A 12,357-nucleotide genomic window follows, 5' to 3' on the forward strand; every position below is an offset into this window, starting at 1 on the left:
TTCCTCAAGTTCCATGGAGGCGCACGTCTGTCCTTCTGCGGATGCGGGTGGTTCTATTGTTCCGGAGTTACGGTTGTCAGCGATCGAGCCAGTACTGCCAGTCTGCGATCGCTTGGTCCGTGTTACTACTGGCTTCGATCGACTCTAGTTGCTCCAGTGGCACGCCAAGTTCTCTGTCCATCCACTCTATCGTCACGAACATCTGGCTGAGAGTCGGATCTGTCGGGGACATCCCAACTACGCGTACTGTTTCGCCTTCCTCTAGCGGTGACTCCTCTCGCTCGGTGACACAGCGTGCTTCGAACGGGAAGTCCATCGTGTCGTCCAGATACGCGTACCATCCCCACGCTTGCTCTTCAGGGCTGTAAGTATCGACGATGATCCGCATCTTGATGCGCTCTTCCCGCTCCTCGTCCTTCTCGACCCGTGTCATGCTGACCAATACGCATCCTGACTTCAAGATATTCGGGGAGGTCGAAACCACCTATCGACCGATGCAGGACGCGCTCAATCCTGGCCGTAGAACAGATCCAAGTCGCTGGACGAAGTTAACCAACAAATGCCCGATGGATCTGTACACTGTTGGTTAAGCTGGAGGATAGGATTGTCTGATGACGAACGTCGACGGCTCACGGCGTAAGTCAGTCGACAGAGACCACCTATTCCTCTTGTGCCTCGGACGAGTCCACGTCAGCTAATCGGCGTTCGAGTTCGTCGATCCGGTCAGAGACGGCTGATGGCTGTTCGAGGGAACCTTCGGCGGTTAGGGCCTGTTCGTACAATTTTACGGCGCGTTTCAGCTCTTCGGCTGTTAGCCCGTCAACTCCATCCTGCCAGTAGCTATCCGCGAGTTTCTTGTACGCCCAGGGATCTTCGGGATAGTCTCGAATGAGCGTCTCGAACTCATTTCTGCTTTCGTCCAGTCGTCCTAGCTCTGTCAGCGAGTCCGCGATGAAGTGGCGGAAATCAAGGAGTAGCTCGGCAGGTGCATCCGGAAACCGGGTACAGACCTCCCGACAGAATTCGAGGCGTCGCTCGTGATAGGGCGGATCGTCCGCTGCCAGTGTGGCAAGGTCGTTGTCGACCGACCGCAGGAATGGTTCGAGCGAGAGCACATTCGGGAGGTGATCGTCAGCGGCCTCGAGTGTCGTGATGTCATCCGGCGTGACGGCGATAATGGTCTCCCAGGCAGTCAGCCACCGCTGGCAAGCTTCGGCGTCGTCCCCCTGCTCCCGGAGTTCTCGACCTTCCTGTACTAGGTCGTAGATCCGCTCCTGATAGGAGAGATCGGGTGCCCACCGGCTCCAGAGGACTTCAGCTGCCATCCAAATGAAATCCCGATCGTACCCTGACGCGTCGACGTCATGGTCGGCTTCCCACTGGTCGGCGAGTGTCATCGCGGAGTCAACCTCGGCCGCACGGTCACGGAACGACTCCTCAGTCGTATCGATACCGTGCTCGCCAAGCTTGTCCTGAATTTCCCGCGTCGATAGTGCTTGTACGTCATGCAACTCCCACCGCTCACCCGCATGGCGGTCGGTCCCTGGGGACATCTGTACCGCTTCGTCCGTGTCTTGCTGCGCACGGGTTGTATCGTCGTCGCTTTCTTTGAGGTCGTGATCGTCGATGTACTGGTCAACCCGCTTGGTGTCGATCCGACCCAGTTCGTCGTACTCGTGGGCTTCATAGAGATGTTTGCGGATCTCGGATTCGTCCGCGAAGGATTGCTCGCAGTACGGGCAGTCGGCCATTGGCCGAGTGTTCGAGGAGTCCGGTGAAAAAGTGCGGGGCAACCGTCTGCTCGTGGCTATTGTTGGGGTCGTTTCTCGTCGATGATCGCGGCTGTCTCGGTCGCTACGATCGGATCACGTTCTTCAAAGAGATTTTCAAGCTCGTCTCCACCATACACCTCCTTGACGATGCAGTAATAGCGTGAGGGGGTTCCAAAATCGTAGACCATGCTGAGCCGGTCCCCTTCCCAGAACGCAGCGTGTTCGGCGATATCGGCAATCGTCATCTCGCTTGCCTTCGTGTATGAGGGATCGTCGACTTCAGCGAACTGGTGGTCCGGGATAACGTTGAGTGTCGAGTTTATGTACTCATCTTCGAGACCGTACATACGAAGATGGAAGTTATCGAGCGTGGTGAACCGACAAATAAGCCTGTCAAGTTCTGCTATGGTCGTCTCCGGCCGAACAACGATGTCGTACCATTCGTCGCGGGCACGCCCCTTCTGTTTCCACCGAAGACGGTATCCAACTGTCCCGACGCGCTCATCTATCTCCTCGTTTGCGTGCCGTTCTTCTCTCTCGATGTTCTCTACTACCGCAGCCCAGCAATACGAACACACTTCGTCCGGCGCATCCCCTTCGAATGCCGTCTTGTCGAGATTTTTCCAGTCGGCGTAGTCCCGAAGTTCGATGTATTCGCTTGCAGGTGAGCGCGAACTCCGATTGCACAGCTTCTCGCCCGGCAAGCCTCGCCGAGGCGAGTACGGCGACCTGTCCGCTGATTCGGCTTCCAAGTCGACAATATGATCGACAGTCCCCACGCGGCTAACTTCGATAACGAATCGATCTGTGTCTTCTGAGTCAGTCATGATCTTCGGTATGCGTTCGCCCGTTGAACTCCTCCAACAGATCCTCCAGCATCGGTCGCAACTTGTACTTCTGATAGTGCTCGTCTCGTAAGTCCTCCACGTAGGCACGCCACTCGTCGAGGTTTCCCGACGCTTGGGCTGCCTTTCCCGCGTACTCCAGCCAGTCTACAGCGTGATGATACCGCTGAGACTGTCCCTCATCGATGATCGGCCTAGCCTGTTCCTTGCAGGCGTTGATCGTCCAGTTGGGGTGCTCCTCCCAGACGGCCTTGACGACCGGCTCCACGACCTTGTAATCCGAAAACCGATCCGCGATGGCAATGGCCTCGTCGTATCGCTCCGCGTATAGAAAAATCTCGACGTGCCGTCGCGCAGTCCGCTGTTTCGTGTCCTTGTCTGCAAGCGATTCCAGTAGCTCCTCGCGGACGGTCGGCCACTCCTCGCCAGCGAGTTCCTCTATAGCCTGATAGGCCGCAAGCGTCGGCAATGCGTCGAACGTGGCGATAGCTGCCTCCAGCGCAATCTCGGATTCGCCCATGCTGGTAGCTCTATCACAGAGCCACTCGGCCAACTCCGCTTGCCCGCTGCTGTCGTTGAGGGTCAATCCGTGCTGGGCGATCTCCAGAGCGGCCTTCGGCCGGTCGTGTTCCCGAAGGGCTTTGGCCAACGTGAGTGCTTCGTCCGGGGAGTACAGGTTGCGTCGGCTGTACTCGATTGCCTCGTCGATCCGACCCTCCTCGACGAGCATGGTGACGTAGTCGTCGATCAGGTCCACAGCCTCCGCCAGGTTAAGGTACTCCTCGATGCGGCCCTGGCGTTCGAGAACGTTGAGTCGGGCCCTGACGAAGTCCTCGGCATACCATGGCGGGTCGCCCTCCCAGAGGCCCGCGTAGCCGATGTCGCCCTGCATCGCCTGCTGGACCGGCTCGAAGTCCCAGCCCCGTTGTGCCGCTTCGAGGGCGACGCTGTACGGTGGTTGGTGGGTATAGCCTCCCATCTCCTGTTCCCACGCCCAGAGGCGATCCTCCCAGTCGGCACGCTCGGCCTCCGAGAGGTCGGCGGTGAGTAGCGCCTCGGCCAGCACTCGGTCGACCTCGTCGAAAAACTCGAAGATCGCGTGCGAATCGTCGTACGAGAGAGCGAGCCACTCCTCGTCCATGAGTTCGTCAGCCAACGGTTCGAGGATATCCAGTGCCGTCTCGCCGTCGCCGGCCTCGACGGCTGTCCGTACCTGGTCGAGTACGTTTCGCAACTTCTCGACGTCAGTTTCGACCGCCTCATACGGGTCGTACGCGTGGGCGCTACGTCCCTCGGTGGGACGGAGAATGTACTGCACCTGCTGGCGGATCGACTCTCGATTGATGTCGGCCGTGCGGTTGCGAGCGTCGTCGCCTTCCTCTCCTGATTCTCGTGTTTCGAGCCGGGACTCAACCTGCTCTGCCAACTCCGGGCGACTCTCGACGAGATCGACAAGAACGTCACGGATATCCTCGGGATCCGCGTCGGCAACCAGTTCGGAGACCGGCGGTCGCTGGTCGATCCTGTCGGGATCACGGACATACGTCAGGAGGACAGCGACACGGTGCTTGCAAATCCCACCGTGATCGTACGGGCAGGAACACGCCGTGTCGACGACCCCGGTTTCGTCGAGCTCGATCCGCACCTGGTAGGGCTCGTACTGGCTGCCTTCAACCGCCGCTCGGATCGTCTCACCGCGCCGGACGAGCTCGACGACGGCATCCTCGTCGTAGTAGTTTTCCCCCCGGTCATATGACTGGGGACGTGCCAAATCCCGAACTGCTGCCTCCGTGAGTGTGGGGTCGAAATCCGCCATCCTTGTAACGTATCTATGGCCTAGGTCCGTAGTAATACTGTAGGGGACGGTTGGGGGCTGTGGGCCTACGAATCTGGAACCCAGACGCCTTTTACCGGCTGGAAGACGACGTAGGCGTCGATATCCGACGTGTCGGCCGGATGGGCGGTGTGGAGCGTGAGTTGCCCCCTGCTCGTGTGTTCTCGGTTCTGTTCAGTCACCCACTCCTCTGCGTCCTCTTTCGAGCCGAACACAAGTCGACCATCCTCATCGAAATTCGCCTCCGCGAGTGGTGTCTCGCGAAAGACCGAGTTTTTGAGTTCCACGATGTAGTCGGCCATGGCTGTTCGTTCGCGGTAGCTCTTCCTCAGAATTTCCCGAATTGGGGTCGATAATATTTCTGCCAGCCGTACGAACCGCATATGGAACTGACGTCCGAACATCTCCAGTCTGAGCACCTCGATCCGCTTCCCCTCTTTCAGTCCGAGGAAGCGACACTCTGGCACATTGACATCACACATCCGGACGTGGTCGCCGACGATTACGTCAGCGCCAGACTCGCCACAGCCACGGTCTGGTCGCTCGACAAGGATCGGACATACGCCCTGCTCGTGCTCCGGGAGAAGTATACGTGGAATGACGAAGCGATCCCCGAACTACTGCGCTATCTCGCTACCCATCTTCACGGATCGGATACCGCCGTAACGGAGACGTTCTCCGTCGAAGTGTTCACGGCGACAGCGGTCAGGTCGCCTGTAGGCCGGACCGTCTGGTGGCGTGAAGACTACGTCGACGACGCCTCCGGGTGAGGAATAGAGATTCTCTCGAAGCCCAATCCGAGGAATTACGCCGCCATCCGACCAAGAACGTGTATGGATCACACTCGCGAGGCATTCGCCGACGCACTCTCCTCTGGCGACACCGAGCGCGTGAATCGGGCGATCGACGAAATCGACAATACCGAACTCGAGGAACGAGCCGCCCTGTTCGACGAGTGTTTCGAGATGTGTCACGACCTCTACGAGGCCGACGATGGATACCAGCGACAGTCCGTGATCCGCTTTGCGGCCGGTTTGTATCCGCGCCTAGCCTATCGAACGGTCGGTTCGGATCTCACCGACGGGGCGTTACCGGGCGAGTGGACGCTCGACGAGATTGCGACCCACCGCGAACGACTGCGGGACCTCTATGTGGACGCACTCCGCGACGACGACGGCCGTGTGCGACGCGCAGCCGCCAAGGCGATCAAGGAACTAGCGCTGACCGCCGAGATGCTCGAAGCCGAGGACGAACTCCGATCGATGATGGACGAACTGGAAGCGCTCGCCGAGGAGTGTGCGGACTCGAAGCGAAAACACGTCGAGCAGGCCTACGAGAACGTCGCCTTTCACGCGGAGAAGCCGTTTCCCCTACTTCCGGACGGGCTTCGGGACGTGCTCGAAGGCAACGAGCACAGTAGTGGACGGTAGCTTCCTCGAATATACTCGTCTGGAACGTGTGTCGGAGGGAGAGCGTTAGCCGCGGAGTTTTGTGCTCCCGGCGTCATGCATCCAGATATGCCATTCAGCGTGAGTTGGCGCACGCTTCTCGACGAGGCCGAGGAAACTCCCCTCGGACGCTACTTTCATCACACCACTCTCGCACAAGCGGTTTCGTATCCCCGACACTCAGGAATACCGCGTGATCATCGAATTTATAGAGTTGGGTGACTCTCGCAGCAGATCCGGCGAAGGGGTCTTCCCGGGCTGACCGCGAATCCGATCAGTCCAGACAATCAAGCGAGCCATAGAGTTCCTCGTTCTGAATGTGGGTACAGAACTGTGCGCAGAGCCGACAGCAGTCCGCGACATCGGTGAACGTCCGAACACTGGCGTCCCAGCGCGCGTGGACAGCGCCAAGCATCGCACTACGAACCGATGGTTCGGTCGCGACCATAACCCGTTGCGCACGCGTTGGTGGCGTTGCATCGGCCGCCGGCCCCTGCATTCCAGCTGTTGATAGAATATCCTCGAGGACGCTCCCAATCTCGATCCCGACACCGAGGTTGTCGCCGACCTGTGGAGCGATGAAGATCGTTGCATTACTCGCCGTCGCAAAGGCGATACTCTGTGTGGCGGCATCCATCTCGTCGAGCGGAATCCCGACGTCGATTGCGAGAAAGGCGTTAAACCCGCGGTCGCGGAGGCAGTCCCGCGTTTCCTGCAGGAGCCGCAACACCTCGTCTTCGCCGTACTCGCCGCTGGTCTCGTCCCACGTCGCAAACCACGGGGCGTCGGTTTCGACATCGGCGTCCGCCGGCAGCAGCGCGTCGACGTCGAACGTCCGGTATGGACCCATCAGATAGACGAGAAACTGTTCCCGCCGGACTGGAGCGAGCGCATCTGAATCACCGGCAGAACGGGGGAGGTTGTCGATAATCCGTTGCCGCATTCGACTCGTCGATTCGGAAGGGTAGTATATAAATATCGGAGTACTCAGGAATATTCTAGTCGAGAACGACTAAGTACGTGGCGTCCCAACGTAGGTCCTGAGGCACCCCCAAATGTCCGAAACCGATCGCCAGCCAACAGAGGAGGTTCGTCAGCCGGATCCGCCGCTTCCCGAAGAGAGCGGGCTGACGCTTGAGGAGTACCTCGCTATGCAACAGGCGATCGGCCACCCGACGCGGTTCCGGATCCTCCGCACGCTCGTCGCCAACGATGAACTGAGTGCTTCCGATCTCAAGGCCGCGGTCGATGTCGAATCCCACAATTTCCACTACCATCTCGACGAACTGGTCGACGTCGGGCTTGTCGACAAGCGCCAGCGACGGACCGCTGACAGCCAGGGTTTTTACACGTACTATCGGCCGACGGCAATGGGGCGGGGTATTCTCAAGCACGGTGTCGAGGAGTTGATGCGCCGTGAACGGGAGTTCAACGACGCCTATTCGTAAGCTGTCGTAGGGTTCTCTGTCCGTGTCGTTCCCAATGCCCATCGGAACTTTTGCCGGGTTTCAGCACTTCATATCGCCAACCAACAAACACGGTTGCTGAATTGGATTGATCTCTTCCGCAACCATCAGAATGTCTCTGCAATCCGTCTCGTGGCTGTCGTGGATCTTCACTACCACGAGTACTGATCCATCGATTACTCAGGCGGTCGTCGTCACTGTCCCACTGGTCACCTCCTGTTCCTGCCTGGGTTCGTGTAGATAGTCGAACGACCATCGTGCCTCGGTCTGGCGGGAATCCGAGGTAGTCCACCGCCCCAGTTTCTCATATCGGAATGGCTGGACAATGTCGATATCGCACACCATTAGAGTAATGTGAATAATGTTAATAATGTAGATTTCGCACATTGCGCTCCTTGACGCTCGAGGCTTATAGCGATAATTGTGGTGATGTGTGCGAAGTGTAGATAATGTAAATTGCGTGGATTATGTTTGAATGGTAGAGATCAGGGAAATTGGATTGGGCCTGAAATTTGAATAATGTTTAATATGTAGATTGTGTAGATAGCGCGCCCAACTTGTCTGACGCAGAATTAAGGTGGGTGAACTTCATTAGCCGCGTATGAGTAAGGCAAAACCCACATTATCAACGAAATGTGCGCAATCCCCAAAATCTACACAATGCGGATTATCTACGAAATGTACAAAATTCACTTATCGCGGAGGGGCTGACCCATGAGTGCTGACGAGTTTGAAGGACTTCCTGGAGCAGCTGTCTCGTTGCTAAAGGGGGGTGTGGGAAAATCTACGATCGCGCTCAACATCGCTGATCGACTCGCTGACCGCGGCCATGAGACGGTACTACTGGATCTGGATAAGGACGGGCACATGACGACACAGCTTGGGTACGACGATGCGTACGACCGCGATGCGGACCTCGGTGACGCCCTTATCGATGGTGAAGACCCCGAAGACCTGCTTATTGAGACGGATTTCGGCGTTCACCTCCTCCCGTCGAGCAATGATCTCGAGAATGTGGAGACAAGGCTGAAGGACGAACGATTTGCAGATGTGAAGCTTCGGCGGAACGTCGTTGATCCGCTCATTCAAAACGGATACGACTACGTGATAATTGATGCGGCAGGTGGCCGAGGGAAACTTTCTGACAACGCCCTCATCGCAGTCCAACGTGTCATAGTCCCGCTGATCCCACGTGCTGGCTCGATTAACGGTCTTAATAAGATGATTGAACGTCAAATTTCTCCAATCCGGCAGAATATCGGGTTAGATATCCTCGCAGTTACCCCAAATATGATTCGAGAAACAATGGGGCAACACAACGAGCATCGGACCCTCGTTGAAAATCTCAATCGAGAGTTCGGTGCGTTCGTCCCTGAGTACGCTCATATCGACCCAGAGATATTCGATACCCTTGATGATTCTGAGCAGACCGTTGAGAGTATTCCAAAGCCAGGAATCCGGGAACGGACTGCGATTTCCCGCGCGTTCAAGCAAGGAATGCCCGTCTCAGAGTTCGACGAAGACTGCGACCAGATCCCGAATTTCGACCACTTGGCGGACCTCGTGGAGGAACACAGTCATGCCTAATGAGGACGACCGTTTCGGAGACGTCGCCGAACAGCTCAAACAAACGGAGGAAGAGACGGCGCCAGACAACGAACGTACTGACACGGAGGATGAACCGCAACCGAATGAGGAGATTGCTACTGAGGACACAGAGTCGGAGATTGAGTCCGCACCTGATCAAGATAAGGAGGATATGGACGAATCCACCGGTGGGCCAGCCTTCCCGTTTGACGAGACTGATATGCACGGCTTCTATGTCCGGGAAGAGACGTGGGATGGTGTCACACGGATGCGATCCTCGGTGACTGCCGTATGCTCGATGTTTGATGTCCCCGAGTTTGAGGGAAGAGAATTTCAAGATGCATGTTTAGAAGTGATTGCAGATCATGGTGACGAGGTCGCCCTGCAAATTCTCCGAGAGCGTGGTATCGAAGCTGATGAAGAACGTGTACAGGAAGTTATGGAGATATTGAGTGAACAGGCCACGAGCGACTAATTTGGAATTTTGCCGATTATCCTTATTATTTGGATTTTGTAGATTTTGTACATTATGTGCATGGTTAAACTCTCTATCCGACTACTGTCTTGCGATTATGATTGAAGCTGAGTCCGAAAGACGGTTGCACAGTAGATGAGACTAACCAGCTCAATACATTTAGATCAAATTAACCTGACTTAGGTACTGTCTAATTCTGGATGACCTCAGCTGGGGTTCGTCCGTCGAGTGCTTGGTTGGGTCGTTCGTGGTTGTAGTGGTGTCTGAAGCGTCGTAACCACTGTTTCGCGCTGGATTGACTGTCCCTCCAGAAGGAGTGAAAGCGGTCGATTCGCACGGTCACAGTCTGGAACCACTTTTCGATGTGGTTCCGGATTCGATAGTCGAGCCGACCGCTCAAATCGTGACGTGAGAGGGCAGTCAGATAGCCGCCAGCATCAACGAGAAACACTGTCTCGGCAACATCGTGGTTCTGAGTGAGCCGGTGCAGGAACGCCGCCGCGGGGTCAGTCCCGCGGCGACTGAACACGTCAACTTCGAGAAGCAGCTTTGATTCAGTGTCGACAGCGGCGTACACCCACTTTTTCTTCCCGTCAATCTCGATTTGTTTCTCATCGACCGCGACCCGCGACGGCTTAATGAGTATGAATACTTTTGCAAGTAGAGATCACTGTTGAGGTAATGGGATCACGCCGAACTGAGATCAAGCGTCACCTGCCGGAAGAAGAGATTGACGAGATGCTGAGAGAAGCTGAAGACGATCACCACCTTCGCCGAATCGGCTTCATCAAGAACCTCTATCAGGGCGATACGATTCCTGAAGCTGCTGATCGGGAAGGTCGATCAGCAGCAACAGGAACACGCTGGGCAGAGGACTGGAACGAAGGAGGCTTCGAAGAACTCATGCCGAGTTTCGGGGGTGGCCGGCCCCCGAAACTCGACGAGGATGAGCAAGAAGAGCTGGTGGAGATGCTTCGTGACGGCCAACCGTGGAAATCGCAAGAGATTCAGCATCTTCTCCAGGCGGAATTTGGCGTTTCCTACAGCCCAAATTATCTCGGTACCTTCCTTCGGGAACTCGGTCTCTCATACGCGAAACCACGACCAAAGCGTCCACACCGGCCAGAGAACCCTGATGAAATCCTCGAAGAGCGCGTCGACGACGCGCTCGACGAGGATGACCAGCCACATAACAAACGTGAGGGAGAAGACGAAGAAGGGTGGATTGTTGAGGATGATACCTGTACTGATGGCGGTACCGTCCTCGGGTTTTTTGATGCATCAAAGCCACAGCTGTACGATAATTCGCGGCGGGTTTGGTACGTTGACGATCCTCATATTGAACGGGAATTAGTCAAGGCACACGATTCTGCGGTCGGATTCTACGCCCTCAACGGTGAAAGTCTGGTAACGTTCACCGAAGACGAAGAGAAAGAGCGGATTTGCGGGGTATTAGAGAAGATCCGCGAGCAGAATACCGACAAGCGGATTCTGCTCGTCTTGGACAAGCACGGTTTACATAGATGTGAATACACACGCAAGCGCGCGCATCAGCTCGGGATTGACCTGATTTTCATTCCATCAGGCTCACCGCACCTGAATCCAATCGAGCAAGTCTGGGACTACCTCAAGTGGACGATGGCACCAATTGTCGTTGAGAACGAAGCGGAATTCAAAGACCTCGTCCAGAAAACCTTCGAGAAAATAACGAAGCGCATCAGCTTCGCAAGGAAGTGGTGTGAACAGTTCCTTGACTTTCAAAAGTTATCTTAATTATTATGAGGGGCAGTCGGGGTGAACGTTATTGCCCAATCAGCACTGTCGAGGTACAATTACCGCCTGCCCTACCGGAAGATTGCAGACCGTTTCGAGCAGTTGCACGGACTGGAGTTATCAGGCGCAGCCACTTGGCACGCGACCGAGCGCGCTGCGCGCGCCAGTCGCTGTGAATATGAGCAGATCCGCCGCCAGATCCAGCAGGCTGACGTTGTTCACATCGATGAAACAGGCATCAAGCGGAATGGTGAGCAAGCATGGATCTGGACGTTCACCACCGAGAACCATACGCTCTACGCGGTTAGAGAAAGTCGCGGAAGTGATGTTCCCGCAGAAGTCCTCGGCGAGGACTTCGCGGGAACGGTCATCTGTGATGGGTGGATGGCCTATCCAGCCTTCAGCGACAATCTCCAGCGGTGTTGGGCTCATATTCTGCGAGAGGCTGAAGATGCCGCTGAGAAGCAACCTGAAGGCAAACCGATCTACGACTCTCTCAAGCAGTTGTACGTCGCTCTCCAGACGCGGCTGGAGAGCGACTTGAACATTCGTGAGCGAGCAGAGCTCCAGCGTGTTGCACGGAGAGAGCTTGAATCGTTGATTGAGCGGTCAGTTCCCGACGGACCAGTGGCAACACTGCTCGGAAAGATCGAGGGTGGCCTCGACCACTGGCCCACCTTCGTCGGTGAGCCAGCGGTCTCTCCGACGAACAATGCCGCGGAAAACGCGCTCCGTGAGCCGGTGGTTCTCCGGAAACTTATCGGAACACTCCGCAATGACCGCGGGATGTTCGTTCATGAGACGGTGCTGTCCCTGCTGGCGACGTGGCGCCAGCAGGGACGCAATCCCTACGACGAACTCAAGCGAGTTTCCCGAAACAACGAGATGATTTCACGAGATCAGGCTGTGCCGGCCGTTGAGACCTCGGGGTAAACACGTACGATCATATTTCGATACACGACCACAGGTATGGCATCGGAATAACAGATGTACATCTGATATAGTTGGCTTTATCTGGTTTACTTCACCATACCGGTGAGATATTGGCGTATAGTCCGATCAATATCCAGACTCAGTACCTCACAAAGCGTCACCCACTAATCCGATCTGAGTCACTTCTTCTGTCTCGATGAGCCGTCTGTAGCGGTCGATCTTCG

12 protein-coding genes and 2 pseudogenes are annotated in these 12,357 nt (G+C 56.2%); 7 read left to right on the top strand and 7 right to left on the bottom strand.

The genetic code is table 11. The annotated features are described in order from the left end of the window. Window positions 1-76: 76 nt before the first annotated feature. The 5 genes from C442_RS20475 to C442_RS20495 all read right to left on the bottom strand — a co-directional run bounded on the left by C442_RS20475 (window position 77) and on the right by C442_RS20495 (window position 4,834). The gene (locus C442_RS20475) at window positions 77-433 is read right to left on the bottom strand and encodes a calcium-binding protein (RefSeq protein WP_008313899.1); all 357 of its coding nucleotides are present in this window, start codon (window positions 431-433) and stop codon (window positions 77-79) included. Window positions 434-659: 226 nt separating this feature from the next. Then, window positions 660-1,751 carry a tetratricopeptide repeat protein gene (locus tag C442_RS20480; protein WP_008313900.1) on the bottom strand — a complete coding sequence of 364 codons (1,092 nt, stop codon included), beginning with the start codon at window positions 1,749-1,751 and terminating at the stop codon, window positions 660-662. Window positions 1,752-1,807: 56 nt separating this feature from the next. Continuing rightward, window positions 1,808-2,599 (bottom strand): hypothetical protein, encoded by a 792-nt coding sequence (locus C442_RS20485; RefSeq protein WP_008313901.1) that lies wholly within the window; start codon window positions 2,597-2,599, stop codon window positions 1,808-1,810. Continuing rightward, window positions 2,592-4,433 carry an SWIM zinc finger family protein gene (locus C442_RS20490; RefSeq protein WP_008313902.1) on the bottom strand — a complete coding sequence of 614 codons (1,842 nt, stop codon included), beginning with the start codon at window positions 4,431-4,433 and terminating at the stop codon, window positions 2,592-2,594. Before C442_RS20490 ends, C442_RS20485 begins: the two co-directional genes overlap by 8 nt. Window positions 4,434-4,498: 65 nt before the next feature. Then, window positions 4,499-4,834: a hypothetical protein gene (locus C442_RS20495; protein WP_008313903.1), complete on the bottom strand. Its 336-nt coding sequence runs from the start codon at window positions 4,832-4,834 to the stop codon at window positions 4,499-4,501. On the opposite strand from C442_RS20495, the gene C442_RS20500 reads away from it, so the two are divergent. Next, on the top strand, window positions 4,835-5,221 hold the full coding sequence (locus C442_RS20500; protein ID WP_008313905.1) for a hypothetical protein: 387 nt from the start codon (window positions 4,835-4,837) through the stop codon (window positions 5,219-5,221). A gap of 63 nt (window positions 5,222-5,284) precedes the next feature. Then, entirely contained in the window at window positions 5,285-5,881 is a 597-nt protein-coding gene (locus C442_RS20505; protein ID WP_008313907.1) for a hypothetical protein, read from the top strand. Window positions 5,882-6,173: 292 nt separating this feature from the next. Here the strand turns inward: C442_RS20505 and C442_RS20510 are convergent, their stop codons facing one another. After that, the gene (locus tag C442_RS20510) at window positions 6,174-6,842 is read right to left on the bottom strand and encodes a DUF7509 family protein (protein ID WP_008313909.1); all 669 of its coding nucleotides are present in this window, start codon (window positions 6,840-6,842) and stop codon (window positions 6,174-6,176) included. 112 nt (window positions 6,843-6,954) lie between these two features. On the opposite strand from C442_RS20510, the gene C442_RS20515 reads away from it, so the two are divergent. The 3 genes from C442_RS20515 to C442_RS20530 all read left to right on the top strand — a co-directional run bounded on the left by C442_RS20515 (window position 6,955) and on the right by C442_RS20530 (window position 9,427). Continuing rightward, window positions 6,955-7,347: a winged helix-turn-helix domain-containing protein gene (locus tag C442_RS20515; RefSeq protein ID WP_008313911.1), complete on the top strand. Its 393-nt coding sequence runs from the start codon at window positions 6,955-6,957 to the stop codon at window positions 7,345-7,347. A gap of 732 nt (window positions 7,348-8,079) precedes the next feature. After that, window positions 8,080-8,952 (top strand): ParA family protein, encoded by an 873-nt coding sequence (locus C442_RS20525; RefSeq protein ID WP_008313916.1) that lies wholly within the window; start codon window positions 8,080-8,082, stop codon window positions 8,950-8,952. Then, window positions 8,945-9,427, top strand: a complete 483-nt coding sequence (locus C442_RS20530) for a hypothetical protein (protein WP_008313918.1) — start codon at window positions 8,945-8,947, stop codon at window positions 9,425-9,427. The genes C442_RS20525 and C442_RS20530 overlap by 8 nt, the downstream gene beginning before the upstream one ends. A gap of 190 nt (window positions 9,428-9,617) precedes the next feature. Here C442_RS20530 and C442_RS20535 read toward each other — a convergent pair. Then, a pseudogene (locus tag C442_RS20535) lies at window positions 9,618-10,061 on the bottom strand (DDE-type integrase/transposase/recombinase); the annotation flags it as partial. Between the two features lie 47 nt (window positions 10,062-10,108). On the opposite strand from C442_RS20535, the gene C442_RS20540 reads away from it, so the two are divergent. After that, the gene (locus C442_RS20540; RefSeq protein ID WP_008313922.1) at window positions 10,109-11,200 is read left to right on the top strand and encodes an IS630-like element ISHam1 family transposase; all 1,092 of its coding nucleotides are present in this window, start codon (window positions 10,109-10,111) and stop codon (window positions 11,198-11,200) included. 9 nt (window positions 11,201-11,209) lie between these two features. Further along, a pseudogene (gene tnpC, locus C442_RS20545) lies at window positions 11,210-12,133 on the top strand (IS66 family transposase); the annotation flags it as partial. Window positions 12,134-12,357 lie beyond the last annotated feature (224 nt).

The sequence above is a fragment of the Haloarcula amylolytica JCM 13557 genome (assembly GCF_000336615.1).
Taxonomy (GTDB): domain Archaea; phylum Halobacteriota; class Halobacteria; order Halobacteriales; family Haloarculaceae; genus Haloarcula; species Haloarcula amylolytica.